Genomic DNA, 25,732 nt, shown 5'->3' with positions numbered 1-25,732 from the left:
CCATGGTCCGTCGGTCAGGCATCGGCCGCGTCCACGAGAGAAGCATCAGACCAGCACGCGTTCGATACCGCCGTTGTTCGCATCCTTGACGTAGTCGGCCATCCACTGCTCACCGAGCACATGCTTCGCGATTTCCACGACGATGTAATCGGCGGTGACGTCAGCGTCTTCGTTATAGCGCGACAGGCCTTGCAGGCACGACGGGCAGCTGGTGAGAATCTTCACTTCCTCGACCTTGCCGTCGGCGCGCAGCTTGGCCGCGCCCTTGCGCATCTCTTCTTCCTTGCGGAAGCGGATTTGCGTCGAGATATCCGGGCGCGTGACCGCCAGCGTACCCGATTCGCCACAGCAGCGATCGTTCTTCTCGATCTTGTAGCCGTCGTTCTCGCTGCCCATCAACTGGTTCACGAGCTTGACCGGGTCCATCGTCTTGATCGGCGTGTGGCACGGGTCGTGATACATGTAGCGCGTGCCGCCCACGCCTTCGAGCTTCACGCCCTTCTCGAGCAGATACTCGTGGATGTCGACGATGCGGCAGCCCGGGAAAATCTTCTCGAATTCGTAGCCGGCGAGCTGATCGTAGCAAGTGCCGCACGACACCACGACGGTCTTGATATCGAGATAATTCAGCGTATTGGCCACGCGGTGGAACAGCACGCGGTTATCCGTGACGATCTTCTCGGCCTTCTCGCCCTGACCCGAGCCGCGTTGCGGATAACCGCAGCACAGATAGCCCGGCGGCAGCACCGTTTGCACGCCCACATGCCAGAGCATGGCTTGCGTGGCGAGGCCCACTTGCGAGAACAGGCGCTCCGAGCCGCAGCCCGGGAAGTAGAACACCGCTTCCGAATCGACCGAGGTCGCCTTCGGGTCGCGAATGATCGGCACCACCTTGTTGTCTTCGATATCGAGCAACGCGCGCGCCGTCTTCTTCGGCAAGTTGCCCGGCATCTTCTTGTTCACGAAGTGGATGACCTCTTCGCGCAGCGGCGGCTTGCCGACCGTGGCCGGCGGGTGCGCCATCTGCTTCTTCGCGAGTTTCTTGAAGATGTCCGCACCGAAGCGCTGTGCCTTGTAGCCCCAGTCGATCATCACCTTGCGGGTGATATTGATCGTCTCCGGGTTCGTCGCGTTCAGGAAGAACATGCCAGCTGCGGCGCCCGGGTTGAATTTCTTCTTCCCCATCTTGCGCAGCAGGTTGCGCATGTTCATCGTCACGTCGCCGAAGTCGATCTTCACCGGGCACGGCGTTGCGCACTTGTGGCAAACCGTGCAGTGATCGGCCACGTCGTTGAACTCGTCCCAGTGCTTGATCGACACACCACGGCGCGTCTGCTCTTCGTATAGGAAGGCTTCGATGAGCAGCGAGGTCGCGAGAATCTTGTTGCGCGGGCTGTACAGCAGGTTCGCGCGCGGCACGTGTGTCGCACACACCGGCTTGCACTTACCGCAGCGCAGGCAGTCTTTCACGCTATCGGCAATGGCGCCGATGTCCGACTGCTGCATGATCAGCGATTCGAAGCCCATCAGCCCGAAGCTGGGCGTATAGGCATTGCGCAGATCGGCAGGCAGCTCGGGCATGTTGAGCAGCTTGCCCTTGTTGAAGCGCCCTTCCGGATCGACGCGCAGCTTGTACGCGCGGAATTCACCGATCTCTTCTTCGGTCAGGAATTCGAGCTTCGTGATGCCGATACCGTGCTCGCCCGAGATCACGCCGTCGAGCGAACGGGCGATATCCATGATGCGCGCCACGGCCTTGTGCGCATCCTGGAGCATCTCGTAGTTATCCGAGTTCACCGGGATGTTCGTGTGCACGTTGCCGTCGCCCGCGTGCATGTGCAGCGCGACGAACACGCGGCCGTGCAGCACGCGCTTATGAATCGCCTGCGCTTCGTCGAGAATCGGCTTGAATTCCCCGCCCGAGAAAATCTGGCGCAGTTCGGCGCGAATCTCCTGCTTCCACGACACGCGCACCGTGCGGTCTTGCAGCAGGTCGATCAGGCGCGTATCCGGATGCTTGTTCAGGCGGTCGTTCAACGCCACATTCATATCGCGAATGCCGTGGCGATTGAGCAGCGGAATCGCGTCGTTCAGCGACAGTTCGAAGTTGTCGCGCAGGAATACCCAGCGTGCGCGCACATCGCGCAGCAGCGTGAGCGCGGTCTGCACGCGGTCCTCGAGCAGCTCGGCCGACGGAATCTCGTTCGCGTCGTCGGTCTTACCCAGCGGCAGATTGCCCGCTTCGAAGAACTGTTCGAGCGCGTCGACCAGTTGCAGTTTGTTCTTGAGCGAGAGCTCGATGTTGATGCGCTCGATGTGGTCCGTGTACTCGCCCATGCGCGGCAGCGGAATCACCACGTCTTCATTGATCTTGAAGGCGTTGGTGTGGCGCGCGATGGCGGCCGTGCGCGAACGGTCGAGCCAGAACTTCTTGCGGGCTTCGGCCGACACGGCGACAAAACCTTCGCCGCTCTTGCCGTTGGCCATGCGAATCACTTCCGAGGTGGCTTGCGCCACAGCGGTGTCGTCGTCGCCGACGATGTCGCCGATCAGCACCATCTTCGGGAAGGCATTGCGCTTCGACTTCGTGGCGTAGCCCACGGCGCGCAGATAGCGCTCGTCCAAATGCTCCAGACCGGCCAGAATGGCGCCGCCCGCAGCGGTCTGCGCGAACATGTAGTCCTTGATTTCGACAATGCTCGGAATCGCTTCCTTCGCTTGGCCGAAGAACTCCAGACACACCGTGCGCGTGTGCGCCGGCATCTTGTGGAGAATCCAGCGCGCGCTCGTGATCAGCCCGTCGCAGCCTTCCTTCTGAATGCCAGGCAGGCCTGCGAGGAACTTGTCCGTCACGTCCTTGCCGAGGCCTTCCTTACGGAAGCGCTTGCCTTCGATATCGAGCAATTCCGTCTTGAGCAGCACCGCGCCCGGGGCCTGATTGCCGTCGAACCATTTCAGTTCGAAGCGGGCGACCGGAATGTCGTGAATCTTGCCGAGGTTGTGATCGAGGCGCGTGACTTCGAGCCAGTTACCTTGCGGGTCGACCATGCGCCACCACGCGAGGTTGTCGAGCGCAGTGCCCCACAACACGGCTTTCTTGCCACCGGCGTTCATGGCGACGTTGCCGCCGATGCACGATGCGTCGATCGACGTCGGGTCCACCGCGAACACCAGACCAGCGCGCTCGGCGGCTTCTGCCACGCGGCGCGTGACCACACCGGCGCCCGAGAAAATCGTCGGCACCGGCTTGTCGACACCCGGCAGGTCCGAGTATTCGACTTCGTCGAGTTGTTCCAGCTTTTCGGTATTGATGACGGCCGAGAACGGCGTGAGCGGAATCGCGCCGCCCGTGTAGCCCGTGCCGCCCCCACGCGGAATGACGGTGAGCCCCAGTTCGAAGCAGCCCTTCACAAGCGATGCCATTTCGGCTTCGGTGTCGGGTGTGAGCACGACGAACGGGTATTCCACGCGCCAGTCGGTCGCGTCCGTCACGTGCGAGACGCGCGACAGACCGTCGAACTTGATGTTGTCGTGAGCCGTCGTGCGGCCCAGTACCTTCTTCGCGCGGCGGCGCAGTTCCGCCATCTTCTCGAACTCACCGGCGAAATCGGCAACGGCGCGGCGCGCGGCCACTTCCAGTTGCTCCACGCGGGCGGCGCGCTCACGGCCGTGCGTGTCGGCGTGCTCGGCCACGTCGGCGCGGCGACGCTTGTCGATTTCCGTCAGACGGTGATTGAGCGCGTCGATAAGCAGCTTGCGGCGCTTCGGGTTGTCGAGCAGGTCGTCCTGAAGATACGGATTGCGGCGAACCACCCAGATATCGCCCAGCACTTCGTAGAGCATGCGGGCCGAGCGACCGGTGCGGCGCTCTGCGCGGAGTTCGTCGAGAATGTCCCAGGCGTCGGCGCCCAGCAGACGGATGACGATCTCGCGGTCCGAGAACGAAGTGTAGTTGTAGGGAATTTCGCGCAGTCGCGGGGGTTGGGCGGCTACGGCATGTTTTGCGTCGTGCGGCTCGAAGGCAGGCAAGGGTGCGTTCATCTTGTCGGGCTCGTCAATGCGGCGGTGCATCCGCCGTCGGCGTTCGTCTCGCGGGACGCGCCGAAAGTCAAAATCGGGTATGCGCTTGGAATTACCGGCCGCTGGCGACGGGTGCGCGCGGGCCGGCAAGGACGATCAGCGAGATCGACGACTGCCGTGCGAAGACGTCAATGCCGAATTTTGTTCGGTCATCGAGCAGAAGCACTGAGGGGTGTGGCAGTAAATGCGCATGCCCAGATCTTTCTTCCGGCTTGGGAAAGTGTTGGTAGGGGAATGTAGGCCGAATTGTACTTCATTGCACCGCAACACGTCGGCTCCGCAACGAACTCGCCGCAAACGGCCCAAGCGGCGACCAAAACCCGATTTCCGCTAAAACGGACCGCTATATCCGTTTGAATACAACGACTTAGCCGCATTCGTGGGCTGAAAAATTCTTTGAACAGGAGTATGTTGGCGCGATCCCCCAATCGTTCACCCGCCAAGAGGTGTCTTATGGTCTCGTTTCAACTGAACGGCCGTCCCGTGCAGGTCGATGTCGACCCTGCCACTCCCCTGTTGTGGACCCTGCGCGATGCGCTCTCGATGACCGGCACCAAGTTCGGGTGCGGCATGGCGCTGTGCGGCGCCTGCACCGTGCATCTCGACGGCACGGCCATTCGTAGCTGCATCACACCTGTGTCCGCCGTCGCGGGCAAAAAAGTCACGACCATCGAAGCGGTCGGCACCGATGCCGTCGGCAAAGCGGTGCAAGACGCGTGGGTCAAGCACGACGTTCCCCAGTGCGGTTATTGCCAGAGCGGCCAGATCATGTCCGCCGCCGCACTACTGCGCGACAACAAACAGCCTAACGACGAGCAGATCGACGCGGCCATGGCGGGCAACATTTGCCGCTGCGGCACTTATGCGCGCATTCGCGCGGCGATCAAAGACGCTGCCGCGTCGCTGGCCTGAGGCGAGGAGACACTGCCATGCGTGAACTTCGTTTCAACGGATTGCGTTTGCCCTTACGTCCCGGCGTGAGCATCGGCGATTACGCCGGTGTATCCCGTCGCGCGTTTCTGAAAACCTCGGCGGTCGCAGCGGGCGGCCTGATGCTCGAGATGTCGTGGCCTGGGGCGGTGCGTTCGGCCCATGCCGAAGGTCCAGCGGCCACGCCGGTCGTGCCGTCGGCGTTCGTGCGTATCGCACCGGACGACACCGTCACCATTCAGGTCAACCGTCTCGACTTCGGGCAGGGCGTGCAGACGGCGCTGCCGATGCTGGTCGCTGAAGAACTCGACTGCGACTGGGCGAAAGTGCGCAGCGAACTGGCCCCGGCGGCTGACGTCTACAAAGACCCGCTGTTCGGCATTCAGATGACCGGTGGTTCCGGCTCAGTGGCGCATTCGTGGCTGCAATACCGCCGCATTGGGGCATCGGCCCGCGCGATGTTGATCGCCGCCGCCGCCCAGCAATGGAAAGTCTCGCCCGCCGACTTGCGCACTGAAAATGGCGCTGTCATCGGCCCCAAGGGCCAGCGCGCCACCTTCGGCAGCCTCGCGGCGAAAGCGCAAACGATGCCGGTACCCGCCGACGTCAAGCTCAAAGACCCGTCGACCTTCCGCTTGCTGGGCAAGCCGACGGGCCGACTCGATGCGCGGGCGAAATCCACCGGCACGCCGATGTACGGCATGGACTTCAAGCTGCCGAACCTCAAGGTGGCCGTGGTAGCGCGTCCTCCGGTATTCGGCGCGAAGGTAAAAACGTTCGACGCCAAGGCTGCCAAAGCGGTCAAAGGCGTGCGCGACGTGCTCGAAATTCCCGACGACCGTGGCGGCACCGCAGTCACCGTGATTGCCGATGGTTACTGGCAAGCCAAAACGGGCCGCGACGCGTTGAACGCCACGTGGGACACGACTGGCGTCGAACACGTCGACACGACGGCACAACTCGCCAAGTACAAAGAACTAGCGAAGACCCCGGGCGTCGTGGCGATCGATGCCGACGTCTCGAAGCTCAAGGGTGCGCCGAAAACGTTGGTGGCCGAATACAGCTTTCCGTATCTCGCGCACGCGCCCATGGAGCCGTTGAACTGCACCGTGCAGCTCAGCGACAAGGGTGCCGAAGTGTGGACCGGAACGCAGTTCCAGACTGTCGATCAGGCGGCCATCGCTCACACGCTCGATCTCAAGCCGGAGCAGGTCAAGCTGCACACATTGATGGCGGGCGGCGGTTTCGGCCGACGCGCGGTCCCGACCTCCGACTATGGCGTCGAAGCCGCACAGGTGGCCAAAGCGTGGAAGCGTGCGGGCCATCGCGAGCCGGTCAAGGTGATTTGGAGTCGCGAAGACGACATCCATGGCGGCTACTACCGCCCGATGTACGTGCACCGTGCCGAGATCGGCCTCGATGCAAAGGGCAACGTGCTGGCGTGGAATCACACCATCGTGGGCCAGTCGATTCTTCAGGGCACGCCGTTCGAAAAGATGATGGTGAAGAACGGTGTCGACAGCACGAGCGTGGAAGGCGTGGCGGGCACACCGTACGCGGTGCCGTTGCGTTTAACGCTGCATAGTCCGCAAGCCAATGTGCCGGTGTTGTGGTGGCGCTCGGTGGGCAACACGCACACCGCGTACGTGATGGAGACCTTGATCGACGAGTTGGCGAAGAATGCTGGCAAAGATCCGGTCGACTACCGATACGCCTTGATGGGCGACAAGCATCCCCGTCACCGTGCAGCGCTGGCGCTAGCAGTCGAGCGTTCGGGCTATGGCAAAACGAAGCTACCGGCAGGTCAGGCGTGGGGCGTGGCCGTTCACGAGTCGTTCGATTCCGTCGTCGCGTACGTGGTGGTAGCGGAAGTGAAGAACGGCACGCCGCGTTTGGTGAGTGCAACGGCGGGCGTGCATTGCAACTTCGCGGTCAATCCGTTGACGGTCGCGGCGCAGGTCGAGGGCGCGGCGTTGATGGGATTGGGCACGACGTTACCGGGCGCGGCCATCACGTTGAAAGATGGGCAGGTCGAGCAGAGCAACTTCCATCAGTACATGGTGGCGCGCCTGACCGACATGCCCGCGATCGGCGTGCACATCGTGAGTTCGGGCGATGCCCCGACGGGGATGGGCGAGCCGGGCTTGCCGCCGCTGGCACCGGCGTATGCCAATGCCATCTTTGCTGTCACGGGAAAGCGGTTGCGTGCGTTGCCGTTCGACCTAACGACAGCTTAACGACGACATAACCACCTTCGCGCCGTCAACCGATCAGCAAATGTTTGAACGGCGCGAAGATCCCCTGCCAGAACGATTCGGGCACCCGAAGCATCAGGTAGGTGATGAAGAGGTACCGCAGCGTCTTGCCGATGGCGATGTAGACGAGGCATTCGCGCCATGAAAGCCGGAGCCATCCGGCAAGCGTGCAAAGCGGGTCACCGACCACAGGCAGCCACGAGAGCAGGAGCAGCGGCGGCCCGAATCGGCGCATCCAGCGGTGATATCGCTCGTTCATCGGGGCCTTGTTGCCCGCTTGCTTGGTAGCGCCGGGATCGACCATGGCCTCGACGCCCGCCGCCCCAGCACCCGCCACGGCCGCGGCACGCGCATGCGCCCGCCGACGCGCCTTGATCCGCACATAGCCGCGCCGCGCGGCAAACCCCATCCACCAGTCGACCATGCCCCCGGCGGTATTGCCGATGCTCGCGACGATGATCGCGGGCCAGAACATGTGCGGATTCAACGCCACATAGCCGAACAGCGCGGGCTCCGAGCCCATCGGCAGCAAAGTCGCCGACAAAAACGCGATCAGAAAGACGGCGGGCAGGCCGACGCCGGGTAGCGCAAGTGCTCCCAGCAGCCACGAAATGAACGACTCCATGCAACTCCGGCGATAGCGAAAAACAAAACGAAACCAAAGAAAACCGACCGTCCGGTCGGTGTCTGTCGTACAACGGGCGGGGCCTGCGTGCGTGCCCGCGTTTGGCGTAAACAAAAAGTCTGGCGCATAATGCATGCCCATGACCCGACCTTCGACGCCGCCCGTGGCCATTTTACTGGCAGGCGGACTCGGTACCCGCTTCGATGCGGCAGGGCGCCGGAACAAGCTGCTCGCGCCGCTGCCCGGCGATCCCTTGAACCGACCCGTTGCCCTCGCCAGCGCCCATGCGCTGCTGGCGGTATTGCCGCGCGTGATCGCGGTAGTGCGACCGGACTCGGCCGAGTTGGAGAACGTGCTGTTGCAGGCGGGTTGCGAAGTCGTCATGAGCCACGCCACCAAGCGCGGCATGGGCGCGACACTCGCTGCCGGTATCCGCTCGGGTACCGACGAAGCGCCGCCGCCCGGGCTCGAAGACCTCGATGGCTGGCTGGTCGCCCTGGCCGACATGCCGTACATCAATCCGCATACCATTCGCGCTATCGCTAACGGGCTCACCTCGCCCGAGGCGATCGTCGCCCCGAGTTATCAGGGACAGCGCGGCCATCCGGTCGCCTTCGGTTCCGCTTATACCTCACGCCTGGCCGCCCTCGATGGCGACACCGGCGCGCGCGAGTTGTTGATTAGCGAGCACATTACGATCGTCGATGTCGACGACGCCGGAATCGTGCGCGACATCGACACCCCAGACGACCTTCGCTAGGGCGCGCACTCCCCTTTCCCGTTTTTTCCCGAGAGACCAAGCGCGACCGCCCCGGCGGAAGGGCTGGTCTATCATTGTCCTTTTGTTCCTGATGTGCCTAACCTGAAGAAGCCTTAAATCATGTCCGACGCAGCTCCCGAATATCTGAAGAAGATCCTCACCGCAAAAGTCTACGACGTCGCCAAGGAAAGCGAACTCGAATTGGCGCGCACGCTCTCCATGCGGCTGCACAATCGAATTTACTTGAAGCGCGAAGACAACCAATCGGTGTTCTCCTTCAAGATTCGGGGCGCGTACAACAAGATGGCGAGCCTGAGCGAGGCCGAGCGCGAGCGCGGCGTGCTGACCGCCTCGGCCGGTAACCACGCGCAAGGCGTGGCGTATTCTGCGGCGCGTCTGGGCTGCAAAGCCGTCATCGTCATGCCCGTGACCACGCCGCAAGTGAAGATCGACGCCGTACGCACCCACGGCGGACGTGCCGTCGAAGTCGTGCTCGCGGGCGACTCGTACAGCGACGCCTACGCACACGCCATGACCTTGCAGGAAGAACGCGGCCTGACCTTCGTGCCGCCGTTCGACGACCCCGAAGTCATCGCCGGTCAGGGCACCATCGGCATGGAAATTCTGCGCCAGCACCAAGGCCCGCTGCATGCCATCTTCGTGCCGATCGGCGGCGGCGGGCTGGCCGCTGGCGTGGCCGCCTATGTCAAAGCCGTGCGCCCCGATATCAAAGTGATCGGCGTGCAATCGGTCGACTCGGACGCCATGGCGCAGTCGATCCACGCAGGCGAGCGCGTGCTGCTCAACGACGTGGGCCTCTTCGCCGACGGTACCGCCGTGAAGTACGTCGGCGCGGAAACCTTCCGCCTGTGCCAGAAGTATCTCGATGAAGTCGTGCGCGTCGACACCGACCAGCTCTGCGCGGCCATCAAAGACGTGTTTCAGGACACCCGCAGCGTGCTCGAACCGTCGGGCGCGCTGTCCGTCGCCGGTGCCAAGCTCTACGCCGAGCGCGAAAAACTCAAAGCCGAGACGCTGGTCGCGATCACCTCCGGCGCCAATATGAACTTCGACCGCCTGCGCTTCGTCGCCGAGCGCGCCGAAGTCGGTGAAGCGCGCGAAGCCGTGTTCGCCGTGACCATTCCCGAGGCACGCGGCAGCTTCAAGCGTTTCACCGAAGTGGTGGGCAGCCGCAATGTGACCGAGTTCAACTACCGAATTAGCGAAGCGTCCAGCGCCCACATCTTCGTGGGTATTCAGATGCACAACCGCGACGAAGGGGCACGCATCAAGGCGGGTTTCGAGCGTCATGGCTTCCCGACGCTCGACTTGTCCAACGACGAACTCTCGAAGCAGCACATCCGGTACATGGTCGGCGGCCGTTCTGCGCTGGCCAGCCATGAAGTGCTGTACCGCTTTGAATTCCCCGAGCGTCCGGGCGCGTTGATGAAGTTCCTGTCGGCCATGAGCCCGAACTGGAACATCAGCCTGTTCCATTACCGGAATCAGGGGGCGGACTACAGCAACATCCTCGTGGGCATGCAGGTGCCGGACGAAGACAAGGGGGCGTTCCGCGACTTCCTCGCCACGCTCGGCTATCCTTACTGGGACGAAAGCGACAACCCCGTGTACAAGCTGTTCCTTGGGTAAGCCGCCGCCTCATACCGCAAACGAAAATCACCAACGAAAACCGACAGGAAACCGTCCGCCGCCATGCCGATCACGCTCGAAAACAAGCTCGTCGTTGCGATCTCTTCGCGCGCGCTGTTCGACTTCGAGGAGGAGAACCGCGTCTATGAGACCGGCGTGGCGAGCGGCGACGACCAGTCGTACATGCAGTACCAGCTCGACAGGCTCGACGTCCCGGCGCGTGTCGGCGTGGCCTTCCCGCTGGTGCAGAAGCTGCTCGCGTTCAACCGGGGCGACGAGCATCGCGTAGAAGTCGTGGTGCTCTCGCGCAACGATCCCGTGAGCGGTCTGCGCGTCTTCCGCTCGGCCAAGCAAGTCGAGTTGAAGATCGAGCGCGGCGTGTTCACGCGCGGGCGCGATCCGTTCGGGTATCTCAACGCACTGGGCGCGCACCTCTTCCTCTCGGCCAACGAGAACGACGTGCGCAGCGCGCTGACGGCGGGTTTCCCGGCGGCGCGCGTGTACCCCGACTCCGCCAAAAAAGCGGAACTGCATCCTGACGAGATTCGCATTGCATTCGATGGCGACGCGGTGCTCTTCTCCGACGAGGCCGAGCGCGTTTTCCAGCGCAACGGGCTCGATGCGTTTCAGCAGCACGAAACCGAGCGCGCCGCCACGCCGCTGCCGCCGGGTCCGTTCAAGCCGCTACTACTGGCACTGCACCGCTTGCAAGCGCTCGCCGGACAAGAAGTGCCGGTGAAGATTCGCACGGCACTCGTGACGGCGCGCTCGGCCCCGGCGCACGAGCGCGCCATTCGCACGTTGATGGATTGGAAAATCGACATCGACGAGGCCATGTTTCTGGGCGGGTTGGACAAGGGCGCATTCCTGCGCGAGTTCGAGCCCGATTTCTTTTTCGACGATCAGACACGCCACTGCGAGTCGGCCGCGCGGGTCACCCCGACCGGTCACGTCATCAGTGGCATCGCAAATCATGACAACGCCTGACCAATCTCCGCTGGGCAAAGAAGTTGCCTACACCGAGCAGTACGACCCGTCCCTGCTGTTTCCGATCGCCCGTGCCCCCGCGCGCGCGGCCATCGGTGTGCCGGACACCCTGCCCTTCTTCGGCGCCGACATCTGGAACGGCTACGAACTCTCGTGGCTCAACGAGAAAGGCAAGCCGCAGATCGCGCTGCTCACGGCCATCGTGCCGGCCGACTCGCCGAACATCATCGAGTCGAAGTCGTTCAAGCTTTATCTGGGTTCGTTCGCGCAAACCAAATTGGCGAACGCCGACGCGGCACGCGCACTGATCCAGCAAGATCTGTCGGAAGCGGCGGGCGTATCGGTGCAAGTGAAACTGGTCGAACCGGGCGGCTTCGGCAAGCTCGAGCTCGATGAACTCGACGGCCTGCTCGTCGACCGCCTCGACATCGACACCGATATCTATGCGCCCGATGCGACCCTGCTCAAAGCCGCCCAGGGCGAGCCGCATGTGGAAGAAACGCTGGTCTCGAACCTGCTCAAATCGAATTGCCCGGTGACCGGACAACCCGACTGGGGCAGCTTGCAGATCCGATACATCGGTGCGCCGATCGATCAGGAAGGCTTGCTCAAATACGTGATCTCGTATCGCCGCCACACCGGCTTTCACGAACAGTGCGTCGAGGGCATCTTTATGGACATCATGCGTCAGTGCAAACCGAGCCAATTGGCCGTGTACGCACGCTATACGCGGCGCGGCGGGTTAGACATCAACCCGTTCCGCACCAACTTCACGTTGCCGATGCCCGACAACGCGCGCACCGCCCGCCAGTAATTTTCGGCGGGCGATGGCGGCATCGCTCAAACGGAACAACCCATCGTTGTCAGATGTTTCCGCGTCTTATTGGCGACCTGTGCATGCTGCGGCCGCCCGTCGCAACGCACGAGGGTTTCCTTCAACGCGCGGATCGCCGGCTCCCAGCGACTGAGTCTGAGCAAGCACTCCCCCACGCGATACATCGGCTCGGGTGCCGTCTCGTCAATCATTGCGGCCGCGATGAACAGCGGTAATGCGATCTCGGCTTTCCCCGCGCGGCACAACGCCTGCCCAAGGGCGGCGGTGTAATCCGGGTCGCGCGGGCAAGACGCGAGCAGCGGCGCAAAGCACTCGATCGCGTGTGCGAAATCGCCACGCTCGAATGCGTCGTAACCGGATCGATACACCGCGTCGCACTGCGCGGCATCCCACTCGCCGGGCTTGGGAAGTGGCAGGTCCGCCAGTGGCGATTCCCCATCGCGTATCGTCTCCAGCGCGATCTCGATCTGGCTGGCGATGCTTGTCGAAGTCGGCCCGACCAGGCCCTCGAAGTTAGATGCAGTCATTAGTCGCGCTCCTCAGAACAGGGGGGATGTGAGGTGTTGGCCACTCCGGCATCCCGGTCGGCTCCCCACGTCGAGCTCGCACGCATCGGCAGGCATGCTTCAATCCAACCGCAATCAGAATCGCCGACACCCCGGCCACCGTCCCGCCCACGATGTAGCGAAGATGCTCGTTGGTGGTCGCGTTCGTTGTTTTCTCATCGAAGGTATCGCCGAAAGCCGTGATGTAGACGGCTCCCGCCAAGCTTGTCAAACCGAACGTGGTGAGCGCGACCGCGGCCCATCCGTCGACCCAAGCCGAACGATTGCACCCGCTGCTCGCGCGCCGGCCTGCGCGATTGTGCGAACGCATCTCATCCGGCGACGGTAGCCCTTCGATATTGAACAACTCGTCACCGCCCCCACCCGCGCCATTACGCAATGACAAGACGGTAACGCACGGCACCGTCCCCATTGCCATCGACTCTGTCCTCACAGGCCGCCTCCTTGTTGAATGGAAGGCGCCATCTTGCATCGCGAGAATTGCCATTTCCATCGAAGCTGGACCGCAGACTTTGCGGAACCGACACTGACGTGTCCGCGCTCGCCGGTACGCGGCGAACGCTTGGCGCAATGGGGCAATAAAAAAAGCCGACACAGTGGTCGGCCTTTTTACGCGTATTGCGGTGCTCGTCAGGCGGCAGGTTTCTTATACGCCACGCAGTCCACTTCGACCTTGCAGTCGATGACCATGCTCGACACCACGCAAGCGCGTGCCGGCGGATGATCGCCGAAGTATTCCTTGAAGACCTTGTTGAACGAGGCGAAATCGCGCGGGTCGTCCAGCCACACGCCGATGCGCATCACGTGTTCGGTGCCGTAACCGGCTTCCGTGAGAATCGCGATCATGTTCTGAATCGCCTGATGCGACTGCGCGACGATGCCGCCGTCGATCACTTCGCCGTCTTTCATCGGGGTCTGTCCCGAGACGAACAGGAAACCGTCGGCTTCGGTAGCCCGTGCAAAGGGCATGCGCTGGCCGCCCGTGCCCTGCCCGCCTTCTACGCCATATCGTTTGATGCTCATCGTCACTCCTTTCGACAAAACTGCCTGAACTGTCATTACAAAACCGGTTGCGGCGTACCGCGCCGCACGAAGCGGCCCGAGCGCGCCGCCGACGTGGGGGCGCGGTCTTGCCACGACAACACGCCATTTACCCACACCGCCGCAATACCGAACGCGGGCTGCATCGGGTCGGTAAACGTGGCCGCATCGGCCACCGTTGCCGGATCGAACAGCACCAGATCCGCCCAATATCCTTCGCGCACGAAACCGCGTTGTGTCAGCCCAAAACGCTCTGCCGACAAACCGGTCATCTTGTGCACGGCCTCGGCCAGCGGGAACAACTGTTGCTCGCGGCTGTAGCGGCCAAGCACGCGAGGGAATGCGCCCCAAAGGCGCGGATGCGGCAGCGGGTCGTTCGGCAAACCGTCCGAACCCACGACCGTGGCCGGGTGACGCAGAATGCGGCGCACGTCGTCTTCTTCCATGCAGTGATAGACGGCACCCGCCGGTTGCAGCCGCTTGGCCGCTTCCATCAGATCGACACCCCATTCTTCGGCAATCGTCGCGAGCAGCTTGCCGCCTTGCGCGGGATGCGGCTGCGACCAGGTCACGAGAATGTCGAAATCGTCGGTCACTTGCTTGAGATCGAGCGTGCTGGAACTGGCCGTGTACGGGTAGCAGTCGCAGCCCACCGGCTGAAAACGTTGCGCCTTGTCCAGCGCGTCGAGAATCTCAGCGCTGCGGCCCCAGTTATCGACACCAGCGCACTTCAAATGCGAGACGACGACCGGCACGCGTGCATGACGGCCGATGCGAAACGCCTCGTCGAGCGCTTCGAGAATCTCGGCGAATTCCGTGCGCAGGTGTGTTGCGTACAGCCCCCCTGCCTCCGCCAGCGGCTCCGCGAGCGCGAGGACTTCTTCCGTCGGCGCTGCGTTGGCGTTCGCGTAGGCGAGACCGGTCGACAGCCCCAACGCCCCATGATCGAGGGCCTCGCGAAGCTGCGCGCGCATGCCTTCGATTTCGGCGTCGGTGGCCGCGCGATCGAGCCGGTCCATGTGATTGCTGCGCAGCGCCGTGTGGCCGATCAGCGCCGCCACGTTAATGGCGGGTTGTGCCTTTTCGAGCGCCTCGACGTAAGCGGCGAACGTCGGGTACTGGAACGCATCGGCCTCGCCGAGCAGATTCATCGGATCGGGCGGATCGCCTTTGAGCGATACCGGCGACGCGCTGATCCCGCAATTGCCGACGACTACGGTCGTCACCCCTTGCGAGAGTTTCGGCGTCATTTCCGGCGCCCGGACGACGTTCGTGTCGTCATGCGTGTGCACGTCGATGAAGCCGGGGCTAAGCACCTGCCCCGCGCCGTCGATGCGCTGTGTTGTCTGCCAACTGGCGAGCGTGCCAGCTGGGGCGATGGTGTGAATGCGCCCGTCGTGCAGCGCAACGTCGAAACGTGCGTCGGACATCGGCGCGCCGGAGCCGTCCGCCACGCACACATTGGCAATGATCGTGTCCACGACGACCGGGTTTGCAGGGGTATCCGTCATATCAATCTCCCAGAGGCTGGCGATCGCCGCCGCCCCGATGCGTGTCGAGCACGTACTTGATCCGTCGCAGCAGCGCCTGACTCTGCGGCTTGGCCAGCAACGCCAATTCCGTGGCGAGCACATCCATGGCCAGCAGCATCGCGTAGCGCGACGACGACGGTTTAAAAATGAAATCGGTTTCCAGCGCACGAATCGGCAGCACTTCGTCGGCAAGCGCCGCCAGCGGCGAGCCGGTCGCCGTGACCGCGATCAGCTGCGCACCGTACTCGCGGGCGATCTCGCACGCCGAGAGCAACTCGGGCGTGTGACCACTCACGGAGAACGCGAGGACCACGTCCTCACGGTTGAGCGTGCCCGCCACCATGCGCGCGAGCACGGCGTCCTGATAGCTCGCCACCGGGCGGCCCAGACGCACCAGCCGGTAACGGGCCTCGTCGGCCATCAGCGACGAGCCGCCGCCCATGCCGAACGCGTAGATCATGCGCGCCGAGGCGAGGCGTCCGGCCGCACGCCGCACGGTATCCGGCTTGATGAGCGCGCGGTGCACCTGTAGCGTTGTCTGAATATCGTCGGCAATACGGTCGATCGTCTCGCCGGAGCCGTCTTGCGCGTTGGCGGCATTCGCACCGAAGAAGCGTTGCCCCACCACGGCGGCTTGCGCTAGACGCAGCTTGAGATCGCGCACGTCGCGACAGCCCATCGCCTTCGCAAAGCGCGTGACGCTGGCCTCGCTCACACCGGCGCGGTCCGCGAGCACGTTGATCGATGACGCCGCCGCCCCCGCCACGTCCTCGAGCACGACCTGCGCCACTTTGCGCTCGGCTTGACTCAGGGCGTCGCTACGTTCTGCCACGCGCGTCACGATATCGAAGGGCTCAGTCATGAATAGGGTCGGTGCGGCCCCGATCGGGTGCCGGTTTTTGGGTTCGGAACGAATTTTTGTTACTTTATAACAAAATTGTCAAACGCTGGTAATTCGACGCTATTATAGGAGCCATTCGGCAAATAGCGAGGCGTTGCCCGCGTGTTCTTCGTGGAGAATTCTCAATGACTGATACAAACTATCAACATGGCATGATCGATACCCTGAACAAGGGTCTCGGGGCATTGAATGCCGCGCTGACACCGTCGGCCACGACCGGGCTCGGCTGGAATTTGCTGAACGAAGACCTGAGTCTGCCCACGGCGGTGCTCTATGAAGACAAGATTCGTCACAACCTGGCGTGGATGCAGCGTTTCGTCCACGAGTACGGCGTGAAGCTTGCCCCGCATGGCAAGACGACGATGGCGCCGAAGCTGTTCCGCCGCCAACTCGATGGCGGTGCATGGGGCATTACGCTTGCCACGGCACAGCAGACCAATGCGGCGTATCACCACGGCGTGCGCCGCGTGCTGATGGCCAACCAGTTGGTCGGCAAGCGCAACATGACGATGATTGCCGACCTGCTGAACGACCCGAGCTTCGAGTTCTTCTGTCTGGTGGATTCCGCGGCGGCTGTCGCGCATCTGGGCGAGTTCTTCCGTGCGCGTAAGCAGCAGATTCAAGTGCTGATCGAACTGGGCGTGACGGGTGGGCGTACGGGCGTGCGCGACGCTGAACAACAACAAGCGGTGCTCGACGCGCTCGCGCAGTACCACGATGCGGTCAAACTGGCGGGCGTCGAAGTGTACGAGGGCGTGCTGAGCACCGAGGCCGACATTCGCGCGTTCCTGCAACGGGCGGTGGGCATCACGCGCGAGTTGATTGCTGCGGGCCGTGTCGAGCGCACACCGGCGGTGCTCTCCGGCGCGGGCTCGGCGTGGTACGACATCGTGGCCGAAGAGTTCGCTAACAAGGATGTGGGCGCACCGCTCGACGTGGTGCTGCGCCCCGGCTGCTATCTCACGCACGACGTGGGGATCTACAAGGCTGCGCAGGCACAAATCGCCACGCGCAACCCGATCGCGAAGCAGATGCGTTCGCAGCTTCAGCCGGCGTTGCAGTTGTGGGCGTATGTGCAGTCGATTCCGGAGCCTGAGCGCGCGATCATTGCGCTGGGCAAGCGCGACGCGGCGTTCGATGCGGGCATGCCGGAACCGGCGCAGCGCTTCCGTCCGGGCAAGGACAAAGCACCGGGTGCCACGCCCGAGCATTGGGAAGTCACCGGCATGATGGATCAGCACGCATATCTGCGGATCGCCCCGGGCGACGACATTCAAGTGGGCGACATGATCGCGTTCGACATCTCCCACCCCTGCCTGACGTTCGACAAGTGGCGTCATTTGCCGGTGGTCGATGGCGACTTCAACGTCGTCGAGATCGTACAGACGTTCTTCTGATCGCTGAATCCGCGTAACTGAAAACAAAGAAGCCGCCCCGAGGGGCGGCTTCTTGCATTGCGGCTAGCGCAGTTGCTGCGCGCGACGAACCGGAAAATTAGCGGGCTTTCGACGCCCGTTTGCGCGGCGCTGCGGCTGACGCCTCCGATGAGCCATCTTGCGCATCGCTCACCTTTGCGCGTTCCTTCTCGCCGCCCTTCTCGCTTCCTCTTTCGTTCATGGCCGCCTTCACCGCGCCCTCACCGCTGCGAGCCCGCGACGACACCGACTTGAAGCGCGCTTCGAGATGCACCAAAGCGTTTTCCAACGCGGCGATATCGGCTGCGCTCATGCCGTCGAGCGCGTCATCGAAGAAGGCCTGACGGCGCGGCGTCGCTTCGTCGTGTACCTGCTTACCTGCATCGGTGAGCGTGACGTTGGTCAGCCGGTTATCGTCGGGATCCGTCACGCGTGTGAGCCAACCGAGCGCTTCCATCGACTGCAACTGACGGGTGAGCTGCGCAGGGTCGAGACGGCAATGCTCCGCCAAGAATTTCTGCGAGCAAGTGCCGCGCTCGGCCAGCGCGTAGATGATTCGCCAGCGCGGCAGCGGATGCCCGACCTGCGCGTCGAACGCGCTCATCATGGCGCGGTACGTCAGGCTCAGTTGCTGGATGACATTACGTTTGAGTGGCGTCGGCATGCCCTTACTCCCCTGCGGGCGGTGCCGGTTTGGCACCACGGGTCAGACGAATGAGCGGCACGCGGCGCACGAACCAAAGCCCGGCGAGCGCAGCCGCGAGCGACACCATCTGCCCGTTGTGAATTGCCCCGACGAGCGCGGTACGTGACGCCTCGATCAGCAGTGCACCGTTCTGCCCCATATGGGCGACGGTCGCCAGAAAATCGTTCTGCGCTTGCGCATTCACGAGAATCTGCGGATCGGTGAGTTGCGCGGTCCATTGCTGACCACCGGTAGCGGCGAGCGATTCCTTTACGCGGGCCGTATAGCTATGGCCCACGAGCGTGCCGACGATTGCCGTCCCCAGCATCCCGCCGATCATACGCAGCGATTGCATGAGCGCGGTTGCAATACCAAGGTGCGCGCGACCGGCCACTTCCTGCGCAAATACCGTGAGGTTCGGCAGAACAAAGCCGAGGCCGAGACCAGCCAGCAGCATGTACGTGGCGATAAGGCCATGCGGCGTGCCGCGATGCGTGGTGATAACACCGGCGCAGGCAATAGCGAGCAGGAAAAACCCGCCGTACAGCATCATGTTCGGATTACGCAGGCGCGTGATGAGGCGGCCATTGGCGATACTGCCGACGGTGATGCAAACCACCATCGGCGTAATCAGCAACCCGGTTTCACGCGGCGACAAACCGAAGCCGCCTTGCAGCATCAGCGGCGCATAGAACAGCACGCCGAACATCGCAAAACCGCCGAAGACCGACAGCACGAAGAGCGCCGCCAGACTTGGGTTTCGGAACATTTCGAACGGCAGAATCGGATGCGACGTGCGTTGTTCCCACCAGTAGAGCGCGAGCGAGGCGATGACGAAGGCCACGAGCAGAATAAACACGCCGCGTGAGAAACCATCGGCCGGGAGCCATTCGACGAGCATTTGCAGGCTGCCGAGTGCGGCGGCGATCAGCAAAGCGCCGAGCCAGTCGAGGCTGGCTTTGCCGTGCTCGTCGGCGCGCATGTGGGGCAGATGGCGTGCAACGAACCAGAGCCCCAGCAAACCGACCGGCAGGTTCACATAAAAGACGGAGCGCCAGCCGTAGGCTTCGGTGAGAAAACCGCCGAGCGAGGGGCCGATGGCGTTGGCGATACCGAATGCCGAGCTGAGCATGACTTGCCAGCGCAGGCGGACGTGCGGATCGGGGAACAGTTCAGGAATGCAGGCGAAGGCAGTCCCCACGAGCATGCCGCCGCCGATCCCCTGCAGCGCGCGGGCGATGACGAGGAACGGCATGCTATTGGCGGCACCGCATAGGACCGAGGCCCCGGTGAAGACGACGATAGCGGCGATGACGAACGGCTTTCGCCCGTAGTAATCGCCGAGCCGTCCGAAGATCGGCACGGTAATGACGGAGGTGAGCAAATACGACGTGGCGACCCACGCGTAGTACTCGAACCCCTTGAGTTCAGCGACGATGGTCGGCAGCGCGGTCCCGACGACGGTCTGGTCGAGCGCGACCAACATCGTGCAGAAACAGAGGCCAAGCATGGCCACAATGGACTGCCGGAAAGGCAACACCTGCCCCGCCGAATGCGGGGTGGTCGGATTGGAAGGCATTTTTTGGACGGATCAATGTTTGATCAGTCAACGATTCTATCACGTAAGTTGCGTAGGGGTTTGGAGGGGGTGCTGATCGGGATGGAAACGGTAGCGGCGTAGCTGAGTCGGGGTGACTCGTAAGCCACGCTGCCGGGCGCGGGCCGTGTAGCGGCCAAAGTGTTACCACCGCTTTCGGCCAAGCGCTGACGCTCATGTATGCTGCGCAAAAAGCGCTCCAACGAGGACGATCAATGCTCAGGATATTCGGGAACAGGAAGGAAGAGGAAATGCCAGGGCTGTTTCGGATGACGCTGCACATCAAGCGTGGTGCAAATCAAGAAATGCCCAGCAACATGATCGGGGCATGTGTGCCGGTTTTTGTCGCGGGGGCAAATCACGAAACAGCAGCAAGGAGCGCGGTTTCGGAAATCACGCGGCGCGGCTTCGAGGTTGTTGACATCACGGACGGCAGGATTGACGAACTGGACCCAAAGATGTGGGACGAATATGTCAATCAAGCGTGGAGTGAGTTCGCGGAGTATTTTCCCAGCCAGAAAGAAGTCCGCAAAAAGCTGTCGAGGGGGTTCCTCTTTGTAGGGCCGTTCGCAGGCTATGAATCAAGTGAGTCCAAATCAGGCACCGACTGAACGGCTGCTCGGGGTCGGAAACGGTCCGCCGCGACCGGCGGAAATTGGCTAGAAGCGGTCGTTCAATTCGCATCCCAAAGTGTTGTCAAAAAACCATCGCCCCCGTTTTGTAGGTATATAGATGCCATCCACCAAAATCGCACTTAGACAACGCGAAGAGCCTCGCGCTTCCTGGGACCTGAGGAGTGAACTGCTGTTTTGCGGCCTGCCAACAGGAAAATGGATTCTCGGGTACGTCCTTGATGCGTGGTACCCATGCGCAGGCTCGCATCTCATTGTTACTTCTTGGGATTGCGGGGACGACTCCTTGAGCGTCACGCTTACCGATGGTGAGTTCAATACGTTGGACGAGAAGAGCATTGGAGCGATGTACGACACGACATTGCTTGAATCCCACGAAGCACTGTCCGATACCCAAGTCCTCTTGCGTTGCGACAACAATTTTTTGATCAGGGTGACGATTGATGGCAGGTCACTGAGGCTTCATCAGAGATGGGGGGAACTGACGGAGTTTGTCCCATACCCCTAGCAATGGTGAGGCAGACGTCTGCTTTCGGCCAAGAGCGGACCTAACCAACAGGCAAAAATACGTGGAAATAATCTCTAATTCACCAAGCGGACGCTTTCAAGTACAGGCTGAGGTCTGGGAGGCAAGGCATTCGCTTTGGGTGTACAGCCCAAGCATTTGGGATGCAGAGCGACATCTGTACATACTTTCGTTTGAAGACAAATCTTGGTCAATGGACAAGAGCGTTTGGCTTAGCGAGAACACGGTTTATCTGGTCGTCAGGAAGTTTCCGGGAAATCATCGGCCAGAACAACTGAGTGTCGATATCGACTGTGCCAAGCAACTTGCGACGATGAGTCCTACTACACAAATGCCACTTGTGGACCTTGAACCCGCCCTCAACCGCGCCATAACCTGGGGTTGAAGAAGGGGCAACCGCAGGCCTTACTGTAAGTCCGCAACAAGTCGCAAGCGAGCCGTTGCGACCGGCAGAGATCGGCCAGAAGCGGACCGTCGACGCGATGAACTGGATCATCGACGATCGGTGCGAGAGCGAAAATTGGAGGCAACCATGCGCATATGGGCAAAAGCCAACTCGCCGGAGTGGCCTGAAATTGAGTCAGTTCTGATCCTTGGGCTGACCGACGGTGTCCTTCTCATCCGGTATTTTTCTTTTTCAACTCGCGATGTTGAAGGGGACCACTGGCATCCAACATTGGATGACGCCAAGCTGGAGGCAGAGCAAACATATGGTGTCGAGCCGACTGCGTGGCAGGTTATGCCTGATGGGAAGGATGAACTTTACGAACTGAGCATGATGCCGATCACTGCAAACTCGTACGATAAAGAGAACGCCGATTGGGTCGTATCGAAATTCACCGATTACTCTCCAAAATCGGTACGCGCACCTCTCCTGACAGTTCACCACGGCAAGACGCTCAGAACTCTAAACGAAGCTGAGATTGCATTGATCAGACATATGCTTCGAGGAACAGCTCAGAAGCTTGAAGTGGGCGTTTCTCTCTCAACGTGCCTTGTCGAAGAATTGAACGATGGTGGGATGGGGAGCCTCCGCTTCGACTCCCAAAATCAAGAGCGCGTGCTCAGTCAGGATATCTACAGGGAGGAGTTTCCTGATTCTGATGGGGTCCCAATCTTTGTAGCGTTGTCGCTAGACAATTACGACGAGTTGTTCGAACTTGACATCTGGAAAGTGGATTTCTCTCCTCTCAAACGATTCCCGCAGGTTCGTTCAGAATCGGACTGAGGCGCACCGCCCTTCGCGATGAATGTCCGCTTTGGGTCGGGAACGGACGCCCACGACCGGCCGAAATCGGCCAAGAGCGGATCTACTATCATTTTGGTGGCCCTGTACGACGCAGAATGTCGGACTCAACCCCGTATTTATGGTTTCGGAGAGATCAATGTTTGGCAAATTGAATGAAATTGCTGTTGGCTCCGTCTTGTTTTTGATCGCCGTCGTGTCACATGCCCAAGTGGACATGGTGGGCGCTCTGAAATCGGAGAGCTGTAAGAAGGTTGGCTTGGCAGCTGCAACTGCCACTAACCTTCGCGACAACGGTGCAACTGAAGAAGTGGCGTTGGCAGTGATGAATGCTGGCATACCCGAGTCTGATGCAACGCGGGCGAAGCTGCCAGTAATCGTCAAAAGCGTGTACGAACACAACGAGCTATCGATGCACTCCCATCGCATGTATCGCTGGGTTGAATGTGCGAATCAAACGCTTGGGAAATCCATGAAGGGTCTCGAGGTCTTGGCACCTGAGCTAAAAAAATGTCAGGCGTTGAGCTCTCCCCAAACTCAGATTGACTGCATGGCCTCAGTGTCCAACGGATCGTAGCCCGACAAAACACGTATCTGGATCGCATCACTATCAGAGGAATACAAAACGGGCGGGCCTCGCAAGTCTTGTGTTTCTAATGTCCGCTCCGAGTCGAAAACCGCCTCTCGCATTTGCCTGCATCCGGCCATGAACAGTCATCCAGCCTCTTCGGCTAGATTGCGAACAATTTCCTCAATCATGGGGCGCGTGTAGACCTCAATCGGATCCATCCCCTCTCGCTCAACTTCGCCTGCATCGAACGCCAAATAGATTTTGTAAAACAAAGCGGGGAAGTCTTCTCCCCTCTGGAAAAAATCGTCATAAACGAAAGCGATAACCGCGTTTACGACTGCGTCACAGAACCAAAAAGGGTATCGGCGCTCATGAAACCCGACCGCTAGATGGCGAGCGATCACATCGTATGCGTGCCGTGTCGTCGATCCAACAATCTCGGTCCAGCGGTCAATGTCGTTTGTTGAAAGCTGCAATCCTCGGCCAGTCTGGTCGTAGCGAGATTGCAACTCGTTCATAAACGCTGTTTGTAGGTCCTGCAGAATCGGGTTCATCCTGCGTTCCCATTCTTGTTGGGAGGCAAAAAATTACAAGCGGTCCACGAGAAGCCATTTTGAACGTCTGCTTGTGGAAAATTCGTAAGGCTGCTTCGGGTCGGCTTCAGCCGACCGCGTCGGGCGGCTGTCGGAGCAGACGCGGTCTACCGAGAACGACGTCTGGATCGGCGACAATTTGAATGTCGTTCTCCTGTACAAGCTTTCAGGAACCACTACATGAGCCGTCCAATCCGACCACCCGACTTGCTGGTGATGTTCATGCTGACCGCGCTTACACACGAGGGCACTGTAAAGCACGTCCGGACGGGCTATCGTCCGATCTACGAAATCCTGCCAGACTATTGGTCGTCAGCCCATCACGAGTTCGCGGAGGGGCGTAGCTTGGCAACACGCGAGCAGTGCTTGGCCGAGGTCTGGCTGAGTACACCGGAGGCCTATCCACATACACTCTGGACCGGTCGCGTATTGGACGTTGCAGAGGGAGCGCGAGTAATCGGACAAGCCGAAATCATAGAGGTGGTTAACCCGTTGCTGGTGACGGATAGCAGCGCGTCGTAACGATCTCGCGCCAGCCTTAACCATAAATGCATGGCCGTGTCGTTCGGCAAGCACCTGCTTGCGGCCGGTTCCGGCCGTTCGGCATCAATTCAGGAATCGTCGAGAATAATGTCCTGCTCCTCGCCGCGTTTCGAGAAAACGGAAATGAGTATGTCCGAAAGAGCGATGCATTGGGAGGCGTTAGCGGAAGTGGACTTCCCTTGCCCCGATCTCGAATTTCAGTTCAATACACGCGATGAACTCCGAGTCGTGATGCGCTTTTCTCTTCTAAATACTGGCACCGAACCGCAGAAGCCGGACTTGGAGCTATGCTTTTCGGGCGTCATAGGTCTGCAATGGATAGAGGAGTTCCACGGCTCTGTCATTCAGTCATCGGCTCGATCAAGGCCCAAGTGCCAAGCGAGAGAATGGAGTCAATGGGTCCTCCCGGCAGTCATCGTCGAAAATTCTGCGTGGCTATCGCAGTATATGAACTTGCCTGGCACTGAGAATCGCCAACACTTTTCGATCGTCTGCATGAACGATCTGCTAGACGTTCTTGCTTTGCCCGATGTCCGAGTGCAGTGGATCGAAGTCGAGTAAAACGGGAGTGTACGAAGGACAGCTATGTGACATCCTGAGCGGCCACTTTGGGTCAAAAGCCGCCCTTAAAGAACGGCAGCCACCTCTCCAAATCGCCCGCCGGACACCGTACACCTTTCCCCCTCAACCCTTCCGCGTCCGAGCGTCATGACCAAACTTCTCCCGATAGGCGGCCGGACTCGTATGGGCGATGCGTCGAAAGTGTCTGCGCATCGATTCTTCAGACCCGAAACCTGCCAGCTCGGCGATGCGCAGCATCGGCATTGACGGTTGCGCTTCGAGCAGCTCTCGCGCCACCGCCACACGCTCGTGCGTCAGCCATTCATAGGGCGCCATGCCGGTAGCGTCCTGAAAATGCCGCTGTAAGGTGCGCGGACTCATCGCCGCGCGTTCGGCAAGCGAGCGTAGGGTGTGCGGTAAGGCCGGGTGTTGGCGTACCCAGTCGATCAACTTCGCCAGACGTCCGCTTTCGTCGCGCGGCATCGGTCGTGGCACAAACTGCGCCTGACCGCCCTCACGGTGCGGAGGCACCACAAGCCGCTGGGCAACCCGATTGGCCACTGCGCTTCCGTAATCGCGTCGTACCAGATGGAGGAGCATGTCGAGCCCCGCCGCCGATCCCGCCGACGTAATGATCTGACCTTCGTCGACATACAGCGCGTCCGACTGCACGCATAAATTCGGGTACCGCTGCTGTAGTTTCTCGGCGTAGCGCCAGTGAGTCGTCACCGTCTTGCCGTCGAGCACGCCGGCCGCCGCCAATACAAATACGCCGGAACAGATCGAGCAAAGACGCGCACCGCGCCGATGGGCCGCGCGAATCTTCTTCAGCAACGCCTCAGGCGGCAGTTCATCCGGATCGCGCCATCCGGGCACCACGATCGTGTCAGCGCTGTCGAGTCGCTTGAGTGCGTAAGGCGCGGCGACGGTGATGCCGCCAGCCGCGCGCAGCGGTCCGGGCTCGATAGCGCAAACGCTGAAGCGGTACCAGTCGACGCCGAGTTCGGGGCGCTCCAGTGCGAACAATTCCGTGACGCAGCCAAATTCAAACGTACAGAGCCGGTCATAAGCCAACGCAACGACGAGACGATTTTCCATGGCGCAATGTTACCGGACATTGTCATTTCCGACACTTATCGGCTTGACGGTGCAACGGCAAAATGAGGGCTCCCGAATCGCGCTACCCGGGCACCACGCGTAC

At 61.2% G+C, this 25,732-nt stretch carries 22 protein-coding genes; 11 read left to right on the top strand and 11 right to left on the bottom strand.

The genetic code is table 11. The annotated features are described in order from the left end of the window. Nucleotides 1–45: 45 nt before the first annotated feature. Complete coding sequence (locus PPN31114_RS14750; protein ID WP_150680196.1) at nucleotides 46–4,041, bottom strand: DUF3683 domain-containing protein; 3,996 nt, start codon at nucleotides 4,039–4,041, stop codon at nucleotides 46–48. Between the two features lie 492 nt (nucleotides 4,042–4,533). Between PPN31114_RS14750 and PPN31114_RS14745 the strand changes: the two genes are divergently transcribed. After that, nucleotides 4,534–4,992, top strand: a complete 459-nt coding sequence (locus PPN31114_RS14745; RefSeq protein WP_150680195.1) for a (2Fe-2S)-binding protein — start codon at nucleotides 4,534–4,536, stop codon at nucleotides 4,990–4,992. A 140-nt stretch (nucleotides 4,993–5,132) separates the two neighbouring features. Continuing rightward, entirely contained in the window at nucleotides 5,133–7,247 is a 2,115-nt protein-coding gene (locus tag PPN31114_RS14740; protein WP_246182582.1) for a xanthine dehydrogenase family protein molybdopterin-binding subunit, read from the top strand. Nucleotides 7,248–7,272: 25 nt separating this feature from the next. On the opposite strand, the gene PPN31114_RS14735 is transcribed toward PPN31114_RS14740, so the two are convergent. Then, nucleotides 7,273–7,890 carry a YqaA family protein gene (locus tag PPN31114_RS14735; protein WP_150680194.1) on the bottom strand — a complete coding sequence of 206 codons (618 nt, stop codon included), beginning with the start codon at nucleotides 7,888–7,890 and terminating at the stop codon, nucleotides 7,273–7,275. Nucleotides 7,891–8,029: 139 nt separating this feature from the next. Between PPN31114_RS14735 and PPN31114_RS14730 the strand changes: the two genes are divergently transcribed. The 4 genes from PPN31114_RS14730 (at nucleotide 8,030) to queF (ending at nucleotide 12,101) form a co-directional block, all read left to right on the top strand. Then, the gene (locus PPN31114_RS14730; RefSeq protein WP_150680193.1) at nucleotides 8,030–8,650 is read left to right on the top strand and encodes a nucleotidyltransferase family protein; all 621 of its coding nucleotides are present in this window, start codon (nucleotides 8,030–8,032) and stop codon (nucleotides 8,648–8,650) included. A 120-nt stretch (nucleotides 8,651–8,770) separates the two neighbouring features. Beyond that, nucleotides 8,771–10,300: a threonine ammonia-lyase, biosynthetic gene (gene ilvA, locus PPN31114_RS14725; RefSeq protein ID WP_150680192.1), complete on the top strand. Its 1,530-nt coding sequence runs from the start codon at nucleotides 8,771–8,773 to the stop codon at nucleotides 10,298–10,300. 63 nt (nucleotides 10,301–10,363) lie between these two features. Next, a complete protein-coding gene (locus PPN31114_RS14720) occupies nucleotides 10,364–11,287 on the top strand; it encodes a 5'-nucleotidase (protein WP_150680191.1) in 924 nt (307 codons plus the stop codon). Continuing rightward, nucleotides 11,274–12,101, top strand: coding sequence for an NADPH-dependent 7-cyano-7-deazaguanine reductase QueF (gene queF / locus PPN31114_RS14715; protein ID WP_150680190.1), 828 nt, complete (start codon nucleotides 11,274–11,276; stop codon nucleotides 12,099–12,101). The genes PPN31114_RS14720 and queF overlap by 14 nt, the downstream gene beginning before the upstream one ends. Nucleotides 12,102–12,127: 26 nt before the next feature. Here the strand turns inward: queF and PPN31114_RS14710 are convergent, their stop codons facing one another. From PPN31114_RS14710 to PPN31114_RS14690, 5 genes are all read right to left on the bottom strand, one after another. Next, nucleotides 12,128–12,649, bottom strand: coding sequence for a CDC27 family protein (locus PPN31114_RS14710; RefSeq protein ID WP_150680189.1), 522 nt, complete (start codon nucleotides 12,647–12,649; stop codon nucleotides 12,128–12,130). Beyond that, a complete protein-coding gene (locus PPN31114_RS14705; protein WP_150680188.1) occupies nucleotides 12,636–13,106 on the bottom strand; it encodes a hypothetical protein in 471 nt (156 codons plus the stop codon). The genes PPN31114_RS14710 and PPN31114_RS14705 overlap by 14 nt, the downstream gene beginning before the upstream one ends. A gap of 212 nt (nucleotides 13,107–13,318) precedes the next feature. Beyond that, entirely contained in the window at nucleotides 13,319–13,705 is a 387-nt protein-coding gene (locus PPN31114_RS14700; protein WP_044457733.1) for a RidA family protein, read from the bottom strand. A 41-nt stretch (nucleotides 13,706–13,746) separates the two neighbouring features. Then, entirely contained in the window at nucleotides 13,747–15,240 is a 1,494-nt protein-coding gene (locus PPN31114_RS14695) for an N-acyl-D-amino-acid deacylase family protein (protein ID WP_150680187.1), read from the bottom strand. Between the two features lies 1 nt (nucleotide 15,241). Further along, nucleotides 15,242–16,123 (bottom strand): MurR/RpiR family transcriptional regulator, encoded by an 882-nt coding sequence (locus tag PPN31114_RS14690; RefSeq protein WP_150680186.1) that lies wholly within the window; start codon nucleotides 16,121–16,123, stop codon nucleotides 15,242–15,244. A 164-nt stretch (nucleotides 16,124–16,287) separates the two neighbouring features. Here PPN31114_RS14690 and PPN31114_RS14685 point away from each other — a divergent pair, with 164 nt between their 5' ends. Then, complete coding sequence (locus tag PPN31114_RS14685) at nucleotides 16,288–17,559, top strand: amino acid deaminase (RefSeq protein ID WP_150680185.1); 1,272 nt, start codon at nucleotides 16,288–16,290, stop codon at nucleotides 17,557–17,559. Nucleotides 17,560–17,656: 97 nt separating this feature from the next. Here PPN31114_RS14685 and PPN31114_RS26575 read toward each other — a convergent pair whose 3' ends face one another. Together PPN31114_RS26575 and PPN31114_RS14675 are read right to left on the bottom strand one after the other, a co-directional pair. Continuing rightward, entirely contained in the window at nucleotides 17,657–18,241 is a 585-nt protein-coding gene (locus PPN31114_RS26575) for a MarR family winged helix-turn-helix transcriptional regulator (protein WP_150680184.1), read from the bottom strand. A 4-nt stretch (nucleotides 18,242–18,245) separates the two neighbouring features. After that, the gene (locus tag PPN31114_RS14675; protein ID WP_150680183.1) at nucleotides 18,246–19,841 is read right to left on the bottom strand and encodes an MDR family MFS transporter; all 1,596 of its coding nucleotides are present in this window, start codon (nucleotides 19,839–19,841) and stop codon (nucleotides 18,246–18,248) included. A 269-nt stretch (nucleotides 19,842–20,110) separates the two neighbouring features. On the opposite strand from PPN31114_RS14675, the gene PPN31114_RS14670 reads away from it, so the two are divergent. The 3 genes from PPN31114_RS14670 to PPN31114_RS14660 all read left to right on the top strand — a co-directional run bounded on the left by PPN31114_RS14670 (nucleotide 20,111) and on the right by PPN31114_RS14660 (nucleotide 22,840). Beyond that, a complete protein-coding gene (locus PPN31114_RS14670; RefSeq protein WP_150680182.1) occupies nucleotides 20,111–20,470 on the top strand; it encodes a hypothetical protein in 360 nt (119 codons plus the stop codon). A gap of 1,079 nt (nucleotides 20,471–21,549) precedes the next feature. Then, nucleotides 21,550–22,245, top strand: a complete 696-nt coding sequence (locus PPN31114_RS14665; protein WP_150680181.1) for a DUF6984 family protein — start codon at nucleotides 21,550–21,552, stop codon at nucleotides 22,243–22,245. Between the two features lie 157 nt (nucleotides 22,246–22,402). Further along, nucleotides 22,403–22,840 (top strand): hypothetical protein, encoded by a 438-nt coding sequence (locus PPN31114_RS14660; protein ID WP_150680180.1) that lies wholly within the window; start codon nucleotides 22,403–22,405, stop codon nucleotides 22,838–22,840. 137 nt (nucleotides 22,841–22,977) lie between these two features. Here the strand turns inward: PPN31114_RS14660 and PPN31114_RS14655 are convergent, their stop codons facing one another. Continuing rightward, entirely contained in the window at nucleotides 22,978–23,388 is a 411-nt protein-coding gene (locus PPN31114_RS14655) for a hypothetical protein (RefSeq protein WP_150680179.1), read from the bottom strand. A 591-nt stretch (nucleotides 23,389–23,979) separates the two neighbouring features. Here PPN31114_RS14655 and PPN31114_RS14650 point away from each other — a divergent pair. Next, nucleotides 23,980–24,531: a hypothetical protein gene (locus PPN31114_RS14650; protein ID WP_150680178.1), complete on the top strand. Its 552-nt coding sequence runs from the start codon at nucleotides 23,980–23,982 to the stop codon at nucleotides 24,529–24,531. 123 nt (nucleotides 24,532–24,654) lie between these two features. On the opposite strand, the gene ftrA is transcribed toward PPN31114_RS14650, so the two are convergent. After that, nucleotides 24,655–25,629 (bottom strand): transcriptional regulator FtrA, encoded by a 975-nt coding sequence (gene ftrA, locus PPN31114_RS14645; RefSeq protein ID WP_150680177.1) that lies wholly within the window; start codon nucleotides 25,627–25,629, stop codon nucleotides 24,655–24,657. Nucleotides 25,630–25,732 lie beyond the last annotated feature (103 nt).

The sequence above is a fragment of the Pandoraea pneumonica genome (assembly GCF_902459645.1).
GTDB lineage: Bacteria > Pseudomonadota > Gammaproteobacteria > Burkholderiales > Burkholderiaceae > Pandoraea > Pandoraea pneumonica.
The sequence above is the reverse complement of the archived record's forward strand: the minus strand, read 5'-3'. Positions and strand labels throughout refer to the sequence as shown.

What these genes read in the sequence shown, in the direction of transcription:
- PPN31114_RS14750 (WP_150680196.1), bottom strand. Translation starts at nt 4,041, where the DNA reads ATGAACGCACCCTTGCCTGCCTTCGAGCCGCACGACGCAAAACATGCC.
- PPN31114_RS14745 (WP_150680195.1), top strand. Translation starts at nt 4,534, where the DNA reads ATGGTCTCGTTTCAACTGAACGGCCGTCCCGTGCAGGTCGATGTCGAC.
- PPN31114_RS14740 (WP_246182582.1), top strand. Translation starts at nt 5,133, where the DNA reads ATGCTCGAGATGTCGTGGCCTGGGGCGGTGCGTTCGGCCCATGCCGAA.
- PPN31114_RS14735 (WP_150680194.1), bottom strand. Translation starts at nt 7,890, where the DNA reads ATGGAGTCGTTCATTTCGTGGCTGCTGGGAGCACTTGCGCTACCCGGC.
- PPN31114_RS14730 (WP_150680193.1), top strand. Translation starts at nt 8,030, where the DNA reads ATGACCCGACCTTCGACGCCGCCCGTGGCCATTTTACTGGCAGGCGGA.
- ilvA (WP_150680192.1), top strand. Translation starts at nt 8,771, where the DNA reads ATGTCCGACGCAGCTCCCGAATATCTGAAGAAGATCCTCACCGCAAAA.
- PPN31114_RS14720 (WP_150680191.1), top strand. Translation starts at nt 10,364, where the DNA reads ATGCCGATCACGCTCGAAAACAAGCTCGTCGTTGCGATCTCTTCGCGC.
- queF (WP_150680190.1), top strand. Translation starts at nt 11,274, where the DNA reads ATGACAACGCCTGACCAATCTCCGCTGGGCAAAGAAGTTGCCTACACC.
- PPN31114_RS14710 (WP_150680189.1), bottom strand. Translation starts at nt 12,649, where the DNA reads ATGACTGCATCTAACTTCGAGGGCCTGGTCGGGCCGACTTCGACAAGC.
- PPN31114_RS14705 (WP_150680188.1), bottom strand. Translation starts at nt 13,106, where the DNA reads ATGGCAATGGGGACGGTGCCGTGCGTTACCGTCTTGTCATTGCGTAAT.
- PPN31114_RS14695 (WP_150680187.1), bottom strand. Translation starts at nt 15,240, where the DNA reads ATGACGGATACCCCTGCAAACCCGGTCGTCGTGGACACGATCATTGCC.
- PPN31114_RS14690 (WP_150680186.1), bottom strand. Translation starts at nt 16,123, where the DNA reads ATGACTGAGCCCTTCGATATCGTGACGCGCGTGGCAGAACGTAGCGAC.
- PPN31114_RS14685 (WP_150680185.1), top strand. Translation starts at nt 16,288, where the DNA reads ATGACTGATACAAACTATCAACATGGCATGATCGATACCCTGAACAAG.
- PPN31114_RS26575 (WP_150680184.1), bottom strand. Translation starts at nt 18,241, where the DNA reads ATGCCGACGCCACTCAAACGTAATGTCATCCAGCAACTGAGCCTGACG.
- PPN31114_RS14675 (WP_150680183.1), bottom strand. Translation starts at nt 19,841, where the DNA reads ATGCCTTCCAATCCGACCACCCCGCATTCGGCGGGGCAGGTGTTGCCT.
- PPN31114_RS14670 (WP_150680182.1), top strand. Translation starts at nt 20,111, where the DNA reads ATGCCAGGGCTGTTTCGGATGACGCTGCACATCAAGCGTGGTGCAAAT.
- PPN31114_RS14665 (WP_150680181.1), top strand. Translation starts at nt 21,550, where the DNA reads ATGCGCATATGGGCAAAAGCCAACTCGCCGGAGTGGCCTGAAATTGAG.
- PPN31114_RS14660 (WP_150680180.1), top strand. Translation starts at nt 22,403, where the DNA reads ATGTTTGGCAAATTGAATGAAATTGCTGTTGGCTCCGTCTTGTTTTTG.
- PPN31114_RS14655 (WP_150680179.1), bottom strand. Translation starts at nt 23,388, where the DNA reads ATGAACCCGATTCTGCAGGACCTACAAACAGCGTTTATGAACGAGTTG.
- PPN31114_RS14650 (WP_150680178.1), top strand. Translation starts at nt 23,980, where the DNA reads ATGGCCGTGTCGTTCGGCAAGCACCTGCTTGCGGCCGGTTCCGGCCGT.
- ftrA (WP_150680177.1), bottom strand. Translation starts at nt 25,629, where the DNA reads ATGGAAAATCGTCTCGTCGTTGCGTTGGCTTATGACCGGCTCTGTACG.